At 37.6% G+C, this 20,105-nt stretch carries 18 protein-coding genes; 6 read left to right on the forward strand and 12 right to left on the reverse strand.

From position 1 onward, the window contains the following. Window positions 1–12 precede the first annotated feature (12 nt). The 8 genes from flgM to OWO01_RS02745 all read right to left on the reverse strand — a co-directional run bounded on the left by flgM (window position 13) and on the right by OWO01_RS02745 (window position 6,756). Window positions 13–276: a flagellar biosynthesis anti-sigma factor FlgM gene (gene flgM / locus OWO01_RS02710; RefSeq protein ID WP_268778887.1), complete on the reverse strand. Its 264-nt coding sequence runs from the start codon at window positions 274–276 to the stop codon at window positions 13–15. A gap of 73 nt (window positions 277–349) precedes the next feature. Then, window positions 350–766, reverse strand: a complete 417-nt coding sequence (locus tag OWO01_RS02715; RefSeq protein WP_268778888.1) for a TIGR03826 family flagellar region protein — start codon at window positions 764–766, stop codon at window positions 350–352. Between the two features lie 84 nt (window positions 767–850). After that, window positions 851–1,546, reverse strand: coding sequence for a ComF family protein (locus OWO01_RS02720; protein WP_268778889.1), 696 nt, complete (start codon window positions 1,544–1,546; stop codon window positions 851–853). A gap of 26 nt (window positions 1,547–1,572) precedes the next feature. Next, window positions 1,573–2,958 carry an ATP-dependent helicase ComFA gene (locus OWO01_RS02725; RefSeq protein ID WP_268778890.1) on the reverse strand — a complete coding sequence of 462 codons (1,386 nt, stop codon included), beginning with the start codon at window positions 2,956–2,958 and terminating at the stop codon, window positions 1,573–1,575. Beyond that, window positions 2,955–3,194, reverse strand: a complete 240-nt coding sequence (locus OWO01_RS02730) for a hypothetical protein (RefSeq protein WP_268778891.1) — start codon at window positions 3,192–3,194, stop codon at window positions 2,955–2,957. The genes OWO01_RS02725 and OWO01_RS02730 overlap by 4 nt, the downstream gene beginning before the upstream one ends. Window positions 3,195–3,518: 324 nt before the next feature. Further along, window positions 3,519–4,361 (reverse strand): DegV family protein, encoded by an 843-nt coding sequence (locus OWO01_RS02735; RefSeq protein ID WP_268778892.1) that lies wholly within the window; start codon window positions 4,359–4,361, stop codon window positions 3,519–3,521. Between the two features lie 259 nt (window positions 4,362–4,620). Continuing rightward, window positions 4,621–5,295 carry a response regulator gene (locus OWO01_RS02740; RefSeq protein ID WP_268778893.1) on the reverse strand — a complete coding sequence of 225 codons (675 nt, stop codon included), beginning with the start codon at window positions 5,293–5,295 and terminating at the stop codon, window positions 4,621–4,623. A gap of 315 nt (window positions 5,296–5,610) precedes the next feature. Beyond that, a complete protein-coding gene (locus tag OWO01_RS02745; RefSeq protein WP_272505978.1) occupies window positions 5,611–6,756 on the reverse strand; it encodes a sensor histidine kinase in 1,146 nt (381 codons plus the stop codon). A gap of 110 nt (window positions 6,757–6,866) precedes the next feature. Here OWO01_RS02745 and OWO01_RS02750 point away from each other — a divergent pair, with 110 nt between their 5' ends. Next, window positions 6,867–7,502 (forward strand): YigZ family protein, encoded by a 636-nt coding sequence (locus tag OWO01_RS02750; RefSeq protein WP_268778894.1) that lies wholly within the window; start codon window positions 6,867–6,869, stop codon window positions 7,500–7,502. Between the two features lie 2 nt (window positions 7,503–7,504). Here the strand turns inward: OWO01_RS02750 and OWO01_RS02755 are convergent, their stop codons facing one another. Next, window positions 7,505–7,999: a VanZ family protein gene (locus OWO01_RS02755; protein ID WP_268778895.1), complete on the reverse strand. Its 495-nt coding sequence runs from the start codon at window positions 7,997–7,999 to the stop codon at window positions 7,505–7,507. Between the two features lie 336 nt (window positions 8,000–8,335). On the opposite strand from OWO01_RS02755, the gene OWO01_RS02760 reads away from it, so the two are divergent. Both OWO01_RS02760 and OWO01_RS02765 read left to right on the forward strand, forming a co-directional pair. After that, window positions 8,336–8,953, forward strand: coding sequence for a class D sortase (locus tag OWO01_RS02760; protein WP_268778896.1), 618 nt, complete (start codon window positions 8,336–8,338; stop codon window positions 8,951–8,953). Next, entirely contained in the window at window positions 8,928–10,961 is a 2,034-nt protein-coding gene (locus tag OWO01_RS02765; RefSeq protein ID WP_268778897.1) for a penicillin-binding transpeptidase domain-containing protein, read from the forward strand. Before OWO01_RS02760 ends, OWO01_RS02765 begins: the two co-directional genes overlap by 26 nt. Before the next feature lie 291 nt (window positions 10,962–11,252). Here OWO01_RS02765 and OWO01_RS02770 read toward each other — a convergent pair whose 3' ends face one another. After that, window positions 11,253–11,996, reverse strand: a complete 744-nt coding sequence (locus OWO01_RS02770; RefSeq protein ID WP_268778898.1) for a SurA N-terminal domain-containing protein — start codon at window positions 11,994–11,996, stop codon at window positions 11,253–11,255. A 594-nt stretch (window positions 11,997–12,590) separates the two neighbouring features. Then, window positions 12,591–12,773 (reverse strand): cold-inducible protein YdjO-related protein, encoded by a 183-nt coding sequence (locus tag OWO01_RS02775; protein ID WP_268778899.1) that lies wholly within the window; start codon window positions 12,771–12,773, stop codon window positions 12,591–12,593. Window positions 12,774–13,331: 558 nt separating this feature from the next. Between OWO01_RS02775 and OWO01_RS02780 the strand changes: the two genes are divergently transcribed. Beyond that, entirely contained in the window at window positions 13,332–14,264 is a 933-nt protein-coding gene (locus OWO01_RS02780; protein WP_268778900.1) for an aldo/keto reductase, read from the forward strand. Between the two features lie 107 nt (window positions 14,265–14,371). Here the strand turns inward: OWO01_RS02780 and glpK are convergent, their stop codons facing one another. After that, entirely contained in the window at window positions 14,372–15,850 is a 1,479-nt protein-coding gene (gene glpK / locus OWO01_RS02785; protein ID WP_272505982.1) for a glycerol kinase GlpK, read from the reverse strand. A 613-nt stretch (window positions 15,851–16,463) separates the two neighbouring features. On the opposite strand from glpK, the gene ppc reads away from it, so the two are divergent. Both ppc and OWO01_RS02795 read left to right on the forward strand, forming a co-directional pair. Beyond that, entirely contained in the window at window positions 16,464–19,217 is a 2,754-nt protein-coding gene (gene ppc / locus OWO01_RS02790; protein WP_268778902.1) for a phosphoenolpyruvate carboxylase, read from the forward strand. 583 nt (window positions 19,218–19,800) lie between these two features. Further along, window positions 19,801–19,926 (forward strand): aspartyl-phosphate phosphatase Spo0E family protein, encoded by a 126-nt coding sequence (locus tag OWO01_RS02795; RefSeq protein WP_268778951.1) that lies wholly within the window; start codon window positions 19,801–19,803, stop codon window positions 19,924–19,926. Window positions 19,927–20,105 lie beyond the last annotated feature (179 nt).

Genomic DNA, 20,105 nt, shown 5'->3' on the forward strand with positions numbered 1-20,105 from the left:
GAGCATGTTCAATTACTTGTTCCAAAAACGCAACATCTTTGCAGCGATCTTACCCGCATCGATTTGGTATTTACCAGATTCGACTCGTTGTTTGATTGCCTCTACACGTGCTTCTCGTTGCGGTTGCACTTGTTGTGTTTCTTGCATTTTTTTTGCTTGGTCTGAAATTTGCAGCTGATCCGCTTTTGATTGTTCTTTTATCCGCTCGGGTGACTGTTTATGAACCTGCTTTTGATATGCATTAACTTTGGTATGATTAGGACCATGAATTTTCAAGACCGATCACCTTCCTTCTTATCCGCTTACGCATTGTTACTATTTTTATCGGTAGGTTATTGTAAATGTTTAATTATTTTTTGCCTTTATCTACAGCAAAATACGTTTTATTCGCCTGTTCTTCTTTCTTACGTTTTAACTCTTCTCGCTCACTATGGATTTCTAGATCCGTTGCTAACCCCGATGAACAACTTCCACAAAGTTTTCCTTCCTTAATCGGACTGCCACATTTATCACACGGATAAGTCAAATTCGGGAATTGTGAAGCACGAAGTCGATTTTCTTTAACAAATTTAATAATCAAGTCTTCTTCTACACCTGTTCCTTCATAAATTTCTGGTATGGTTGCTTGACGATTAATTCGCTTTTTCATAAATTCATAAACAAGTTGAAACTTCTTTTCTTCTTCTTTAAAACAATCCTGACAAACGTTTCTTGTTGTTTTTACATATAATTTCCCGCAATTGGAGCAATTGTCGAGTTCACCCACGAGAATCCCACCCTTTCGATTCTATCCTACTATTATAGCATATATATCGACACGTTTCTCTAGATGTGAATAGTTATTTTCCCCTTATCTGGCAAGGGTGTAACTGCAAATTTGCTCACACCCTGCTTGTTGAATGAGAGTCGCTGCATGACGTAATGTTGTACCTGTCGTGTAGATATCATCAATCAAGATGACAGATTTGGCTTCTGCTGGGAGTTCACGATTAAGAGTAAAAGGATTTTTCATCATGATGCGTTGTTTTCGATTTTTCTTTGACTGCTTTTCCCCTTCTGTTCGTGTGAGTATGTTTAAGCTTGGATACGGAAGTAATTGTGCTAGAGCTTCTGCTTGGTTGAAAGCTCGATGTTTTAGGCGTTCGGAACTGAGAGGGATTGGAACAAGGTAGGTAGGTTTGGGTGGTTTTGGAAAGTACTGTTTGAACTTTTCTTGAAAGTTTATGGTGAAAAGTTGGTATAACTGATAATCACCTCTATACTTCCAACGTGCAACGATTGATTTTATAAAATCATCGTAGTGATATACCGAACGGTTATAGAGGATGAGATTTTTCATTCGATGATTTGCTTGCCAACGACTGCAATCAGAACAGATTTTTTGTGCGGAGTGTTGTTCTCTTCCACATATCGAGCAAGTTGGATCATGGATGAGAGACATTTTTTCTGAGCAAGTCGAGCAGCAATTGGATAGTCGGTCAGGCAAGATGAAATTACTCCAGGTAATCTCTGGAACAATAATTTGATTACAAGATAGACAGTGCATAAGAGCCTCCTTTTGCTTGTTGTGATTTATGATTTTTCTCGATTGATTACACATGCTTTTTTATTCATTTGTTTGATCACACGTATGGCAGCCAACATTGCTTCTGTTTTTCCCTGATGAAAAAATATCACTTCACCCGTCGGATCATTCGGGCTACGACCTGCTCGTCCAGCAATTTGCACAAGTGCCGCTTCATCAAATACATCGTGCCCCGCATCGATCACCGCTACATCAACAGAAGGAAACGTTACACCTCTTTCCAAAATCGTTGTCGTAAGGAGGGTGTCAATTTGTTTGTTACGAAATTGTTGAACTTTTTCGGTTCGATCAGGATCATTTGCATGAACGGATGTAACGGTTTGTTGTGGTAAGTTTTTTTGAAGAGGTTCGGTTAGATGATTGGCTTGTGCTATCGTTGGAACAAAAATTAGAACTTGTCGATTTGGATTGCTTCGTTGATGATACCAGCCCCAAAATATCGTAGGAAGCTTTGCACGTGTTAAACTTCGAGCTAATTGGGCTGTCATTTTCAGCCGAGGTACTGGCAGAGGTTGTCCATGATAACGAACAGGAACAAAGATCGTGGCAAGTTCGCCTTTGTTGCTGCGCTTCTTCAGATTTTTTCTTGGTGTAGCTGTTAGGTACAACATAGTGGCGTTTTTTTTAACGGAGCGATTTGTTACGAATGGTAGGCGCTGATCGGCATGAAAAGGAAAGGCGTCTATTTCATCAATAATCATAATATCAAACGCCTGCTGATATCTTAACAATTGATGGGTAGTTGTGATCGTAAGTTGTGCTGTGTCATGATTATTGCCGCTTCCTCCATGCAAGGCAACAAGTGTTGTGTTCGGAAATGCTTGCTGAAACCGTGGATAAAGTTCGCGAACAACATCTGCACGTGGAGTAGCTAGACAAACACGTTTTCCGGCTTGAATAGCATGGGCAATACCAGCAAACAGCATTTCTGTTTTTCCAGCCCCACACACAGCCCAAATGAGTAATTCTTTTTCTTTTGCTTGGATCGCTTGCACAATTCTTTCAGCAGCTCTTTGTTGGACATGGGTGAGTTCACCCGACCATTGGCAGGGGTCTGCTTGGGAAGGCCATTTGGCAGGAGGACCTGTCCATATATATAAAGGTTCGCAAGTCATCACGCGCCCCATCTCGATACAGTTTCGACAATAGTGGTGTGTTTGCTTGCATGCTTGGCAAGGGATTATTCCGAGGAGATGTTTTTTGTTATTTCCACAGCGGCGGCATTGAAGTTGGGAGGAATAACGTTTCTGGATAAAAGCAGACAGTCGTTGGAATTTCTTTTCGTTGCGGAGTTGTAGAAATGTGATCTCATCTAAGCTGATTTCTGATCGGAGAAGCAGGCGGCCATCGTATCGATTAGCATATTTGTTCATATTTCCCACCCGAATTTTTCAGTTGCAAGGTTGACTAGTTTGCTTGCAGCGGCATAGGCAAGCATGATAATAATCGGCAAAACAAAAATAAATGCAAAAAAATTTGGAATCGAGTGAATCGGTATACGAAATAACGAGACCAAATGGTTTAACACATCCAATAACAAACGAAAGAAAAAGTACGCGAGGGGGATTTTCACAAGCAAGAGAGCAATATCTTTCAAAAGACTTTTCATTAATCAGCACTCCTTGGATTGAAGGATGGTAAGTATTTACTTTTATTATACTATGGAGAGGTTTGAATAACGAGGAGTTTTTTCATTTTTTTATAGACGGCCGGGGTTGCTAAGAGTCTCGGATGTTATGGCCGCGTTCTCAGGGATTTGCGTGCATCTTTTCATATTTGCGTGCATGCTCACGAGTTTACGTGCATTTTTTCCGATTTGCGTGCATTCTACGAGTTTTACGTGCATCTTTTCCAATTTGCTCGCGTTCTCCACTCCATCCCTCTTCTCTACCAATTAAAAAACTCCACCAAAGTGGAGTTTTTTCCTATCAACTTATTTTGCGTACCAACCAAGTCCTAGTGATCCTTCGCCTAGGTGTGTGCCGATTACTGCGCCAAAATAGCTTGTACTAATTTCGGCGTTTGGATAATTGCGTTCTAGTTCGCTTACGATTGCTTTTGCCTCGTCTGGGCAGTTCGCATGAATAACGACTGCGCGAATTGGCTTTCCTGTTTTCGCGTCCTCATCAAATAATGAAATTAATCGTTTGATAGCTTTCTTCTGGGTACGAATTTTTTCAAAAGGAACGATCTTTGTGTCTACAAAATGAAGCAACGGCTTCACTTGTAACATACTTCCTACCAATGCCTGTGCTCCACTTAAACGTCCGCCACGGTGTAGATGAGTTAAATCATCAACAAGGAAATAAGCTCGCATTGATTGCTTCATTTCTTTTAGACGGGCAAGAATAGTAGAAGGTGTTGCGCCTTCTTGAGCTAATTTAGCTGCTTCTAGTACGTAGAAACCTTGAGGCATACAGCTAATTTCTGAGTCAAACACATGGACATCGATATCGTCCACCATTGATCCAGCTGTCTGCATTGATTGATATGTTCCACTTATACCACTAGACAAGTGTATCGATACAACGGCATCGTACTCTTTTGAAAGTTGTTCTAATTTTTCAGTCATATAACCGATGGAAGGTTGAGATGTTTTGGGTAACTCCTTCGCATCTCGTACTAGTGGGTAAAAATCACTTGCAGGCAAATCTATTTCTTCTTCGTAAGATCTATCACCAAATACGACACTTAATGGCACCATCTCGATCTGTAATTCTTTTCTAAGCTCTTCAGGCAAGTACGCTGTGCTATCTGTCATTATCGCTACTTTCATGTGTTATATCCGTACCTTTCTTTTACTACTCGATTTTAAAAATATAAGATAATTGCGATGCATATAAAAAAATAATATGCACTTGTTCTTCCATTTTACCTAATTCCACGTGAAATTAATAGTCTTTCACTAAAGTAATTGTAAATACTCCCGATTAATCAACTTATCCCATAAATTTAATATTCAATTGTCATTTTCTTTTAGTGTCCACAGAAACAAAAAAACAATCCAGCACTTCTGCTAGATTGTTTGATTCAAATCAAATTACTTCTACCCAACCATTACGAATGGCTTGAACCACTGCTTGTGTACGATCATTTACATTCATTTTTTGTAGTATATTACTAACATGATTTTTCACCGTCTTCTCACTAATAAACAATGTTTCGGAGATACCACGATTACTTTTTCCATCTGCAAGCAATTGCAGAACTTCACATTCTCTACGCGTTAGCAAATGGAGTGGTTTACGATGCTCAATATCTTCCAACCCACCATCCTTCACTTCACTTAACCGTTGAAATTCTTTTACAAGATTGTGCGTTACTTTTGGATGTAAGTATGCACCACCATCACTAACAATTTTAATCGCGTCAATTAACGCTTCCGAATCCATTTCTTTTAACAAGTAACCTTGTGCACCTGATTTTAATGCATGGGTTACATAATTCTCATCATCATGAATAGACAAAATAATAACGTGGACATCTGGATATGCATGAAATATTTTTTTCGTAGCTTGTACACCATTAATATGTGGCATATTTATATCCATTAACACGACATCAGGTTTATACTTTTGAACCAATTCAATAGCTTGATCCCCGTCACTACCCTCAGCTACTACATCAAAACTTTTTTCAAAGTCAAGTATTCTTCTGACACCTTCACGAAATAGCACATGATCATCAATTAATATTATTTTTTTCGTCATACTATTTTTCTCCTCCCAACATCTTCTTATATCTATCTAGTTAATGTCTTTTTAGAATCCACCATTTGCTGTTCTTATTATCGTCATCCTTTTTATAATTATAAAGAGGTAATTGGGACTACATAATTTCACTTATTTCATAAAATATGTATCTTTTTGCGCTAGCTAACTTTATTATACAATAGTTTGAATCATTTATCACAAAATCAGGTAAAATATCTGTGAAAAATGTCACTAAAAAAGTGGCACCTATTCCACTGCCCGTTTTTTTAGTTTTTGTGCTGAACATTGTATCATAAATCTATTCCTATTTTTTTAACTTTCTGGTGATTCATTTAATGGTATTTTAATATAAATAACCGTACCATCTCCGATAACAGATTTAATCTCAAGATCGCCTTCTAACATCTCTACTCGTTCCCGCATTCCGATTAAACCAAAGGATTTATCTTTTTCAATTTCTTGGTCAAAACCAATGCCGTCATCTTTGACTCTTGCTGATACAAATTCTTTTGTTATCGTTAGGTTTACCGTAATAAGTTTAGGTTTGGCATGTTTTATTGCGTTTTGAACAGCTTCTTGTATTAAGCGAAAAAGGGCAACTTCATATTTACTATCTAATTCATGAAATTTGCCTTTTTCTATAAAAGGAATATCGATTTGGTTATACTCTTCCAAATTAGCTAAATACTTTCGAATTGTCGGGACAAGACCTAGATCATCAAGTGCCATTGGGCGCAAATCATAAATAATACGACGCACTTCATAAAGGGAAGAACGAACCATTGATCGAACACTTTTCATCTCTTTAATTGCCTCTTCAGGACTTCGTTCACGAAACGTTCGGTCCACGAGATCAGATCGTAACAAGATATTCGCTAACATCTGTGCAGGTCCGTCATGAATTTCTCGTGATAATTTTCTCCGTTCCTCTTCTTGGGCTTCAATAATGCGCAAACCAAAGTGTTGCTTTTGGTGGGCATCTTGAATAATATCGCTCACCTTTTTAAAATCTTCGGTTAAATAATTTAACACTACCGATACTTTACTAACTAGACCACTTGCCCGCTCAATCATCTGTTGCAAAACTTTTAGACGTCTTTCAATATAATCACGCCGATGACGCAAAGATTTCTCGCGTTCTTGCTTCATTTTTAGCTCACTTTGCAATTCATGTGTTTTTTCATAAGCATCACGTATTTCTGCTTCTGAGTATTTATCAAAATTCTCACTAACCGTAGCTAGTCGATTTCGGCTCAACTTCTCTTTGTGCTCCAATATATCCGATTGAGAAATAAGTTCTTCAACTTCTTTCTTAATCACCACTAATTGTTCTGATAACAAGGAATATTCTTCTCGAGATTCTTCGGTAATCTGATAAATTTCATCTTTACTATTCTTCACGGTCTCGACCATTTCATCGATGATTTTATCTAATGCTTTGTCGTCTGTTTTTTTCATCTCTATCACCTATCCCATGCTTAGATAGTTCTATAATAGCATATTGTCATCTTAATTGCCGTTTTGATTTTTTCATCATATAATAAGGAACAGAGGGAGGTTTGTTCGTTATGCTTTCAAGTTATTATACAGTTAATTTGTCTGGTCAGGACGAAGTGGAAATTCAAAAGTCTCGCTTCATTGGCCATGTGAAACGTGTAGAAACAGAAGAAGAAGCACAAGCTTTTATTCAATCGGTTAAAAAAGCCCATGCTTCTGCTACTCATAATTGTTCTGCCTATTTAATTGGCGAACACGATCAGATCCAAAAAGCAAACGATGATGGGGAACCAAGTGGAACGGCTGGTGTACCTATACTTGAAGTTTTAAAAAAACGGCAGTTAAAAGATACTGCTGTCGTGGTTACAAGATATTTTGGCGGAATTAAATTGGGGGCTGGTGGGCTAATACGTGCGTATTCCAGTACAACCTCCCAAGCTATTGACACAACCGGAATTGTAAATAGAAAGTTAATGAAGCAACTGGAACTTACAGTAGCTTATCCACTGCTTGGAAAAATAGAAAACGAACTGCGTAATGCTAACTATCTAATCGAAGCAATCGATTATTTAGATCAAGTAACTTTTCATGTCCTTGTAGAAATAGATCATGTTGAAAAGTTTAAAGATTGGATTGTTGACTTAACAAGCGATCAAGTTGTGATAAAAGAAACAGAGGAAAAATACATAGAATCATCCGCCACGTAAAGTTATCGAGTTTTTCGAGATTTTTTCCAAGCCAACCAAAGATAGATCACAATAACTGCTAACAGAGCACCAAATGCATCTAACACAACATCTCCCCAATAAGCTGTTCGATTTGGGGTGAAACCTTGGTGCCATTCATCAAGTCCGGCATAAGTAACCGTACTTACAAACGCCCAGGCGAGATTTAATTTCCCCCAATGCGGGAATGTTTTTCTAAATGCATAATAAAATAAGCAAGCAAGTACAAAAAACACGGCAACATGTGCGCCCTTTCTTATAAAAAATTCAATAAAGCGTAACAAACCTAAATTCGCAACACTAATTTCTGTTTGATGATAGGTGAAAGCAATATTTTCGACTGCTAGCTCTAGAAAAGTAAAGTCAAAGCGATTTTGCAATAATGGTTTTAGATCTTGATTTTGATAAGGTTGTGATGAGGAATAAAAAATTAGTCCCATCCATCCAATCGGAAACAGCCAGTAACGAATTTTTCTCAAAATAACATCTCCTACTCTATGGAAATTGTTGTGAATGTGGTATGATTTAATTAAAGATATTAACCTTATCGCTAGTTATATCTCTATATATTATCATAAAGTGAAACTTCAATCAGTGGGGAGTTTTTAGGTATTCCCCCACTGATTGTTAGCCCTAAAGGATGACCTAAAGGCCCTTGAACCATTCGGGGTGCTAGCGTCCGTTACTCCCACTTAATCAACTTGATATTCTCGTTGTTTTGAAGTGGGAGTCTTACGGACGGTTGCTCCGGGATAAAAATATTACGAATAATCTATCAAATGGAAATCTGTTTAACAAAACGAGGAGGTTCATTCATGAAAAAGATTGCTATCGTCTTTATTTTGATCGGGATTGCTTTTCTGTCTGTTGGTGGTTATCAATATTTTCGACTTCAGGCTATGGAAAAGGAGAGCTACATAGCAGCACAAGAATTAATTGAAAATTCTCCACAAAGAAATAAAGATGCGAAAAATGCAGAACTTGCTGCCTTTGAACCGGAGCAAGGTGATATTATTGGTATATTAGAAATGGAAAGTATTGATGGCTCTTTCCCAATCGTCGAAGGTACTGACGATGAGGATCTAGACAAAGGCGTTGGGCATTTTATCAATTCCGCCTTCCCAGGGGAAAATGATCAAATTGTCTTGTCCGGTCACCGTGATACTGTTTTTCGACGTTTAGGAGAAGTAGAGATTGGTGATACCTTTACACTGAAACTACCTTATGGAGATTTCACCTATGAAATGGTAGACTACAAAATTGTCGACAAAGATGATCGAACGGTTATTACATCAACCGCACCAAATGAAGAATTGATTCTTACTACTTGTTATCCGTTTTCTTTTGTCGGAAGTGCACCCGAACGTTATGTTGTCTATGCAGTGCCTGTCGAAGGAGAGGTAAGTGATGAAAAAGAAAGTACGAATGATTAAATCTCCCCTAGCTTATAGTCTTTTGCTATTGCTGGTTATCTTCTTAACTGCTTGCTCAGAGGATGAAGAAATAAAACCCGAAGATCGCTTTATTGATTATGTCGATCATTGGCATGAACAAGATTTTGATGCCATGTACCAATTAATTAGTGCATCAAGTCAAGAAGACTACTCTACTGAAGATTTTATCGATCGTTACCAAAAAATATATCAAGATTTAGAAATAACTGATTTAAATATTTCGTATCAGCTACCAGATGATGAGGATCAAGAAGAACCATCAACAGTTTTTGCCATCGAAGTTACGAAAAATTCGATTGCTGGTGAAATCACTTTTACATCAGAGATTATCTTAGTCGAGCAAATAAATGAAGAAGATGAGCAAAGTGATTGGTTTATCGAATGGCATCCCGGCCTTATTTTCCCTGCATTACGTGAAGGGGCCGAAATTGCTGTTGAACGTTCTGAACCAGCACGAGGAGAGATTTTCGATCGAAACGGGAACGGTCTTGCTGTCAATGAAATCGTATACAATGTTGGTGTTCAACCCGGTCTTTTCGAAGATCGCGAAACAGAAATGGAAGAGTTAGCCACTTTATTGGAGATGGACATCGCCAGTATTGAACGGGAACTTTCTGCTGGTTGGGTTACCGATGACGTTTTTGTTCCATTGAAAAAAGTTCCTACCCATGATCAAGAACTAATTGATCAAATCTTCTCCCTTCCATCCGTAATCAAACAAGATGTAACCGCTCGTGCGTATCCTTATGAAGACGCAATGGCACACGTGATTGGCTATACTAGTGGGATTACTGCGGAAGAATTAGAGCAACAAGAACCAGGAGTTTATCATCAAAATGATGTGATTGGCAAGCGAGGTTTGGAACAATTATTCGAATCAAGATTACGTGGAACGCGCGGAACACGTATTGTTGCTGTATCAGATAACAGTCGAACGACAATTGCTGAGCAAGAAGCTGTTGATGGTGAAGATATCACGGTGACTTTAGATGCTGACATACAAACAGCACTGTTTAACAGTTATGAAGAAGATGCCGGTACTGCTGTTGCAATTAACCCAAAAACCGGAGAGACATTAGCACTAGTTTCCAGTCCAGCGTTTAACCCGCATACTTTCGCTTATGGAATTAGTCAAACGAATTGGCAAGCATTGCAAGAAGATGAGCAAAATCCATTATTAAATCGATTCGCTGCAACATTTTCACCCGGTTCAACAATAAAACCGATCACTGGAGCAATTGGTTTGACTAATGATGGAATTGATTTAGATGAAGGAATTGAAATCAATGGATTGACATGGGCAAAAGAAGGTTGGGGGAACTACGAAGTTCGGCGTGTATCAGAATCTTCAGGTCCAGTAGATTTAAGGGATGCCTTAGTTCGCTCAGATAATATATACTTTGCCCAAAAAATGGTGGAATTAGGCCAGGAAGCTTTTGTCACTGGATTAGAAGCATTCGGATTTGGCGATACCTTACCGTTTACATACCCAATCCCAGCTAGCACTGTTTCTAATGACGGTTCAATTGATCGAGAAATTTTATTAGCTGACTCCGCATATGGTCAGGGTGAAATCCTTATGAGTGCACTTCATCTGGCTGTTGCTTATACACCGTTTTTAAATAATGGTGCGATGATTCAACCCGTTCTCGAAGTAAATGAACCGACTGGTACATTTATCGCCGATGGGCTTGTAGAAACGGAACATGCGAGTTATATTCGTGAAGCATTGCGTCAAGCAGTTATCGCTCCAAACGGAACGGCACGCGCGGCGAACACCGATACAGTTGAACTCGCTGGTAAAACAGGTACTGCCGAATTAAAACAATCACTAACAGACGAAGGCGCACAGGAAAACGGTTGGTTTGTTGCCTATCCTAGTGAGGAAGATATCCTCGTAGCAATGATGGTTGAGCACGTACAAGATAAAGGTGGAAGTGGTTATGTTGCTGGCAAAACAGCTTCCTTTTTTGAACAAATCAGATAGGTCGTATTTAAAAAATAGGTAATGAAACTTCAATCAGTGGGGGTTTTTAGATATTCTCCCACTGATTGTTAGTCTTAAAGGAAGACCTAAGGGCCTTAAAGCCTTCGGGGTGCTAGCGTCCGTTACCTCCACGTAAACAACTTGATATTCTCGTTGTTTTGAAGTGAGAGTCTTATGGATGGTTGCTCCGGGATAAAAAAGACCTGATCAATTCTATGATCAGGTCTTTTTTTCTTAAGTGAATCTTCACCACTGTCTTCATTTTTCATCTTCGCCAATTGGTGAGTTTCTTTAGATAAGGATTTCGTAATCTGCTTGTTCTCTTAATGTCTCAATGCGTTCTGCCATTAAACGTTGAGATTCATTTTGCTCAAGTTGTGTTTCAAGCTCTGGACGAATTTCTTCTAATTCTGGTAAATCATCCATTTGCTCCTCTAGCTGTGCGTAAAACTCCTTGATATCTTCTTCAGACACCTCAATATCAGGGAATTCTTGATTCGCATATTGTTGCTGTATCAACTGATAACTTAATTCGCGACGAAAGGTTTCTTCTGTGTGAGCATGATTCTCAAGTGCTTGTTCATATTCTTCTTCTGAAGGATATGTTTCTTTCGTATGTGCTATTAATTGATCGATTTCTTCCTCTGAAGCAGTGATCCCTTTATCTAAGGCATCTTGAATTAACACAGCTTCTGAAATTAGGAAGTTAATCGCCTGTTCACGAATCAAATCTAAATCTTCAACATCTCCTCCTTGTTGAAGAAAATAATTCTTCACATCAAGATAAGAGATGTTATATTGTTCACCAAGTATTTCTTCCCCGTTAACAATAGCCACTACTTCATCATCAGCTAGAAGTTCGTCTTCTGATGCAAGTTCAAATGGCTCTTCTTCATCTGGCACTTGATCGTCAATTGCGCCTAAATCAGGATCTGAGACTTCACCTTCGTCTTGAGTTTCATCTTCCTCTCCACCACAAGCGGTTAAAACAACACCAAGAACTATAACTAAAAGTAACATCATTAATTTTTTCATAAAAAATACCCCATTCCTTAAAAATTAGCTTTTCTTTTAATTTATTCTTTACAGTTTTTTATGACTTAATCAAAAACACTGTTTCTCTATTGAAACATGTTTGAGATAAACATTCAACCAAAACGATAACCTTAAATGAAAGCGTTTAATTTCCAACAGGTAAAATATTCAGTAATCCATTCCTAAAACCCTTACCTAGTAATTGATAGTAGACACAAACAGTGCAGTAAGCAATCTACCTTCTTTATCTTTAATGATGTTTACGTGAGGATGGAGGATCTAAAAGTACTGTAACTTCTTTAAGGCGGTTTTTTCGCCTAGGTTCAGGGCAGGAAATGCGCCTAACCTCATCGAAACGACCACTTTCACTTAGGTTAAACCCTAAAAAGAGCTTCAACCTCATCGAAACGACCACTTTCACTTAGGTTGACCCCAAAAAAGTGCTCTAACCTCGTCAAAACACTTACATACCTAGATTCGCTAATGAACAGTTTATAGATACTATACGTTAGTTCACTAGGAAAAAATAAAGAGTGGCTACTCTTTTGAGTACCACCCTTCTTAAAAAGTGCTATTTCTATCCTGATGTATAATTTAAACGAGTTTAGGTAGCACTCGCGTTTCTTCTGTCATTTCAGATTGACATAGTGGACATGCTGGTTCAGTATCAAATGAATAGTCTGCCCGCATCCACCCTGCACATTCTTCGCTGTTACAAGACCAGACAACTGTCTCTACCTCTTCGACCGGTTCTCTTTTGTTGTTATAGTAAGCCATAAAACTCATCCCCTTTCTTGGGTATTACCTTCTATTATACGCTTCTTTTAATAAAAATACAAAAAAGCTTTAGATTTTAACCATTCTCCAACACAGCAACCATGGGCTTATTAAAAAAAATACCTTTTTATTGAAATAAAATAGTTCTTTTGCCCGATGAAATTACCTGTTGAATATTTTATAATGAAAACGGTTACAATTTTAAAATATATATCTCCCTAAGTTACCTGGATTCTTAATAATTCACGTACATAGCTGAGATATCGTATTTTTTTCAAATTAGATTGTCCCCCTTATTGGCACTCAACTACGGTAGTTGAGTGTTCTTTTTTTTGAAAAAATAAAGCACTCCATTTTCCGAATACAATAAAAATATGATATGCTCTAAACAAAGTTAAACTTCAGTGTGGGGGTTGGGTTTCCACACTGAATGTTAGTTGAACCATTCGGGGTGCTAGCGCCCGTTACTACCACTGAAATACCTTTGACTTTTATTGTATTGAAGTGAGAGTACTACGGACTGTTGCTCCGGGCAAATCAAAAAAATGGGGTGAATCAATGAAATATCGTAAAATTGGAAATACAAATTTGGACGTTTCTGTCATTGGAGTTGGGACTTGGCAATTTGGTGGTGAATGGGGAAAAGATTTTACCCAAAATGAAGTGGATGCTATTTTAAATCAAGCAAAACAAGAAGGAATCAATCTGCTAGATACAGCCGAATGCTATGGTGACCATCTATCGGAAAAATTCATTGGTGATTATTTAAATCGTCACCAACGTGAGGATTGGATCGTTGCAACCAAATTCGGTCATCATTTTCATGGTTACTTAGAGCGGACAAGACATGTTGATGCAGCCGATGTATTGAAGCAATTAGATCGTTCGTTAAAAGCTTTACAAACCGATTATATTGATTTATATCAATCTCACTCTCTATCAGATGAAGAGTTCAAAAATGATGATTTGTGGACAATGCTCGATAAACAAAAACAAGCTGGTAAAATTCGTCATATTGGTTTATCTCTTCAAAACAATCCAAGTGTTATGCAAACAAAAACAGCGAAATCAGTTGGAGCTACTGCCTTGCAAATTGTTTATAATCGTTTAACCCAAGAACCCGAAGAAGAAGTTTTTCCGATTGCACAAGCAGAAAATTTAGGCGTACTAGCTCGAGTGCCTTTAGCAAGTGGCTACTTAAGTGGGAAATATAAGCCTGGTACAAGTTTCGCTAATGCTGACGTTCGTTCCAAACATAATGAGAAGGAAACAAATGAAAAACTTAAACTTGTTGAAAAAATTGCGGAAACTGAAGTTCCTCAAGGTGTTGATATGGCAACATGGGCACTAGCTTGGTGTCTGCAACATCCTGCTGTTACTACTGTTATCCCTGGATGTAAAAACCCAGACCAAGTAACCAAGAATGCTGCTGCGGCCGACTTATCGATCGTTTCTGATCAACATCCTCAGCATGTGAATGAATCATACTAAGCAGCACCATTTTAATAAGCGGTTGGGAAGATGATATCACCTACATCTCACCAACCGCTTTTTTCTATCGTCAAGACTATTTCCCATAACTAATATTTCTTTTTCTTCTATTTAAATAGTCGTGCCGCTTCAACTGCTTTTTGCCAGCCTTGATATAACTCTTCTCGCCGATCCTCATTCATCTGTGACGCAAAGGCCATATCTTTCTTCCAGTGATGTGCAATCTCCTCTTTGTCTTTCCAATATCCAACAGCTAAACCTGCTAAATAAGCAGCACCAAGAGCCGTTGTTTCATTAATAACCGGACGCTCAACAGGTACACCTAACAAATCACTCTGAAACTGCATCAAGAAATCATTCTTTACTGCTCCACCATCCACACGCAAAGTCTTTACATCAATGTTTGCATCCGTAGTCATCGCATTTAGTACATCTTTTGTTTGATAAGCAATCGACTCCAACGTAGCACGGATGAAATGTTCTTTTGTCGTTCCTCTTGTCAGACCAAACATTGCGCCTCTAGCTTCACTATCCCAATACGGTGTACCTAGCCCAACGAATGCCGGAACAAAATAAACACCATCCGTTGATAGAACACGATTCGCATAAAGCTCACTATGCGATGCTGTTTTTAACATTCTCAAACCATCACGAAGCCACTGTACAGCTGAACCAGCAACAAAAATACTCCCTTCCAATGCGTAGGTAACCTTTCCATCAAGTCCCCAAGCAATCGTTGTTAGCAAGCCATGTTTCGATTCAACTGCTTTTTCCCCTGTATGCATCAACATAAAACAGCCGGTACCATATGTGTTTTTTACCATGCCTTTTTCGTAACAAGCTTGTCCAAATAGCGCTGCTTGTTGATCACCAGCAACACCACCGATCGGCACTTCTTCTCCAAAGAAATGGTGAGAAATCGTTTTTCCATAGATTTCTGATGAAGAGCGAACATTTGGCAACATACTCTTAGGAACTGTTAACAAATCTAACAATTCATCATCCCAAACTAATTCATGAATATTATACAGCATGGTCCGAGAAGCATTTGAATAATCCGTCACATGAGCCTTGCCCCCCGTTAGTTTATAAATTAACCACGTATCTATGGTACCAAAAAGTAAGTTACCTTGTTTTGCTCTTTCTCTAGCACCAGGCACATGATCCAATATCCATTTAATCTTTGTCCCAGAAAAATAAGGATCAATCAATAAACCTGTTTTGGAACGAATCCTTTCCAGATGACCAGCGTCTCTTAACTCTCGACAAATAGCTTCTGTTTGCCTTGATTGCCAAACTACTGCATGGTGAATAGGTTTACCTGTCTGCTTATCCCAAACAACTGCTGTTTCCCGTTGATTCGTAATTCCGATACCTGCGACTTGTTTGGCAGAAATATCTGCTTTACGCAGAACATCCGTCATACAAGCAAGAACAGAAGTCCATATTTCATTTGCATCGTGCTCAACCCACCCTGGTTGTGGGAAAAACTGTTCAAATTCATGTTGTGCTTTTGCAACTACTTGACCTTCTTGATTAAACAAAAAAGCTCGGGAACTTGTTGTTCCTTGGTCAATAGATAGCATATATTGCTTCACTTTAATCTACTCCTTTTAAGAAAAACATCATATTCAAATTGATATATTATAACTTCACACCATAAGAATTATCAGTAGAGAAATAAAATCCTTTAAATTTTGTTATCCCCTATATAACTGATATAAAATGATGATTACTTTCGTCTTTTTTTTATAACAAAAAAAATACCTGCACCATTATTATTGGACAAATTAAACATTTGTGCAATATTAATGGTACAGGTCAATACTTGCGAAGGGATGCAGCTCGCTTGCTACTCTTATATCTTAACTGATAATGAAAGCGTTATCAATAGTTTTTTTACTTTTTTTCATATTTTTTTACCATTTACTAAAAAAATCACCAAACACCTAGAAGATCAATCGAATATATAGATCATTTTGTTATTTTAACGTTATAATATTGCCTTTTCTGTATTATTCAGCGATAATAATCTTGATTAGACAAATTTTTCAGTTATTTTCGGAAAAAAATCATGTTATGATAAAAATATGGCGCTATTAAACACTGCGATTTCACTCATTCAGCAAATCCCAACTTCCCCAACTGAAGTAAAACAAATTACACTGTTTTTTGAAAATCTTAAAAGGAAGTGATTCAATGCAACAAAATGAAGCAAAAATTAGCAACGTAACCTTAAACAACGATGTAGAATACTTAAACGCTATATTAGACCAAGTATTATTACATGAAGGTGGAGACGAACTACTTAATACGGTTAAACATTTCCGCTCCCTATCAAAAGCATTACGGGAAGACGATCGTCCTAGTAATTTCGATCAATTAAATCAAGAAATCAACAAACTTGAGCCACCATTACGTGAAAAAGTAATTCGTGCCTTCTCTGTCAACCTGCAACTGTACAACATTGCTGAACAAAATTACCGTAGTCGCCGAAGAAGAGAATATCAAATGCAAGATGACTCAATCATCCAAACACGATCTTTAGAAGATGGCGTCAATCAGCTATTTCAACAAAACATAACAGCAGAACAAGTGGAAGAAGCGTTGGGTAACTTGTCACTAGAATTAGTCATAACTGCACACCCAACAGAAGCGACTCGACGTACCATGTTACGTATCCATCAACGAGTTGCAGACTTACTTAAAGAATGGGAATTTGCTTATACGCGCTATAACAAGAAAGTCATTCAAGAAATGATCGAAAATGAAATCACAATCTTATGGCAAACAGCTGAAATCCGGGAAAAGAAGCCATCCGTTATGAAAGAAGTTTCAAATGGTTTATATTTCTTTGACAAAGTTTTATTTGATGTATTACCAGTGGTACATCAAGATCTAGAAGATTTACTTTATGAAAAATACAATAAAAAAATTCACGTACCATCCTTTTTGCGCTTTGGTTCTTGGATAGGCGGAGACCGTGATGGTAACCCAAACGTAAAAGCGAAGACAACTTATAATACCTTAAAAGAACACCGTAAATTAGTACTTAGTAAATACAAGGGATCCCTTGATCAATTAAAAGAAAAATTAAGTCAGTCCACCAAAAAAGTAACAGTTAGTGATGAGTTGTTAGAATCAATTGCTGCTGACCAAGTCGAACTTAACTATAAAGGCTGGCATAAACAAGATGAAGTATATCGTGTCAAGTTAGGTCTAATGTTACGTCGATTGAATTTAACGGAACTTGATGATGAATTGAGTTATAAAGATGCACATGCTTTACTAGACGATTTGCATCTTATTCAAGATAGTCTAGATAAGCATCATCCAACGAATCATCCAATCAAATTACTTCGTGAAATCATTCGACAAGTAGAAATTTTTGGTTTCCATCTAGCAACACTAGATATCCGAAATCACAGTGGTGAACACGAAAGTACCTTAACCGAGATCTTGCGTCAAGTCGGAATTGCTGATGATTATCGATCATTAGAAGAAGAGGATAAATTAGAACTTCTAATTAAAATTCTTGAAGATCCTCGCCCATTAATTTCTATTTATGATGAATTCTCCGACGAAACTCAGGAAATGATTCGTACTTTTAGAACCATTAAAAAAGCAAAAGATACGTTCGGTGAACGAGCAATTGAAGTTTACTTAATTAGTATGACCACTTCAGTTAGTGATCTTCTTGAAGTACTTGTACTAGCAAAGGAAGTAGGTTTATATCGCGTTTATCCAGATGGACGAGTACAAAGTCGTCTTCACGTAGCTCCACTACTAGAAACTATCGAAGATTTACAATTTGGACCAACTATTATTAAACGTTTATTTGATATTCCATTGTACCGTAAGCACCTTGAAGCACGCGGAGATTTACAAGAGATTATGCTTGGGTATTCAGACAGTAGTAAAGATGGTGGAAATATAACTGCTAACTGGGAGCTTTATAAGACTCAAGATGAAATTCATTCCATTGCATCATCTTATGGAGTGAAACTTAAGTACTTCCACGGACGTGGTGGTTCACTCGGACGTGGCGGTGGCCCATTATATTCTAGTCTATTGTCTCAACCACCAGTTACACTTGGAGACGGCGTAAAAATTACCGAGCAAGGAGAAGTATTATCTTCTCGCTACTTACTTCCTGACATTGCTTATCGTAGTTTAGAACAAGCAACCAGTGTTCTATTAACTTCTATTGCCGGTATCACTCAGTCACCAGAACAAAAAGAAATGCCTACAAAAAAAGCAAGAGAAGTAATGGCAAGTATTTCGGAAGTAGCCTTAAAGAAATACCAAGATCTAATCTTCCATGATGATGGATTCTTGAAATATTTTAACCAAGCTACACCACTAAATGAACTAGGTGCCTTAAACATTGGTTCCCGACCGATGAAGCGTAAAGGTAGCGATCGATTTGAAGATTTACGTGCTATTCCTTGGGTGTTCGCATGGACACAAAGTCGTCAGCTTTTACCTGCATGGTATGCTGCTGGAACTGGACTACAAAGTTATCTCAAAGAAACTAACGATATTGATTTATTAAGGTCCATGTATAAAAATTGGCCGTTCTTCCAAGCAACGATCAATAATTTACAAATGGCATTAACAAAAGCTGATTTAGAAATCGCTGAAGTTTATACAAAAATGTTAGACGATCAAACAATTAGTGACCGTATCTTCACCTTAATAAAGGAAGAATATGCAAGAACAAAAGAAGTTGTTTTACAAATCGCTGACCAAAAAGAATTAATGGATCACCAAGTGAACATCAAAGAATCTGTTCGTTTACGTAATCCATTAGTAGACCCATTAAATTTAATTCAAGTAGTATTAATTTCTCAACTTCGTAAAGATGAAGAAGAAGATCTTACGAATAAATTATTAGAAGAAGTACTGTTAACTATTAACGGTATTGCTGCTGGGTTAAGAAACACAGGTTGATAATGTGAAACCACCCTTTTAGACTGCCTTAGAAAAGCAAAGCTATTAGGGTGGTTTCCTTTTACTAACATCCAAAAACCTTTCTCACAAAGGCACCTAAGAGTAACAAAACTATAAAGTGAAACTTCAATCAGTGGGGGTTTTTAGTTATTCTCCCAATGATTGTTAGCCATAAAGGATGACCTAAAGGCCCTTGAACCATTCGGGGTGCTAGCGTCCGTTACTCCCACTTAAACAACTTGCTTTTCTCGTTATTTTGAAGTGGGAGTCTTACGGATGGCTGCTCTGGGATAAACATTATGCTTCTCCGTAATTAATAATACAAAACAAGAATTCGCGGATTTTTTACATAGAAATGCACTTTTCTCTGTTTTATCGATGGAATCTTACTCCAACTCTTAATATTTCTCATCATAACTCACCATTCGACAAAAAAACAGTTTTTCTACCGGTTTACAAATTATTCAATTTTAGTTACACTTAGGGAGAATAAGTTTTTAACAAGGTGGTGTAAACAATAACTTCTTCTAGGGTTAACTCAACTTATCAAAATATCAATCAGTGTGAAAGTACAGATAAACAAATAGAACAGCTCAGACACAAAATGTATAAACGATACCAAGAAACAAAAGATTTACAAGAAGTTGTCGCTGTTTCTCAAGAATTAGATAAACTGCTAAATCAGTATTCTTATACGAAAACCTCTTAAGTAAATGGAAAAAACTTCATGTCTAGATATCTTCAAATTTTCTTCTGGTAAAAAAAAGTGTAATAGCTGGTTTTAGACTAATCTAATAAGCAAATTTATCAAGAGTTTCTCCCAATTATGCCTTGGAGAAATCTCTTTTTTTGTTCGGGTTGATTGTTTTTGATTGAGTTGTGATAATT

It is taken from the genome of Natronobacillus azotifigens (assembly GCF_026805325.1).
GTDB lineage: Bacteria > Bacillota > Bacilli > Bacillales > Amphibacillaceae > Natronobacillus > Natronobacillus azotifigens.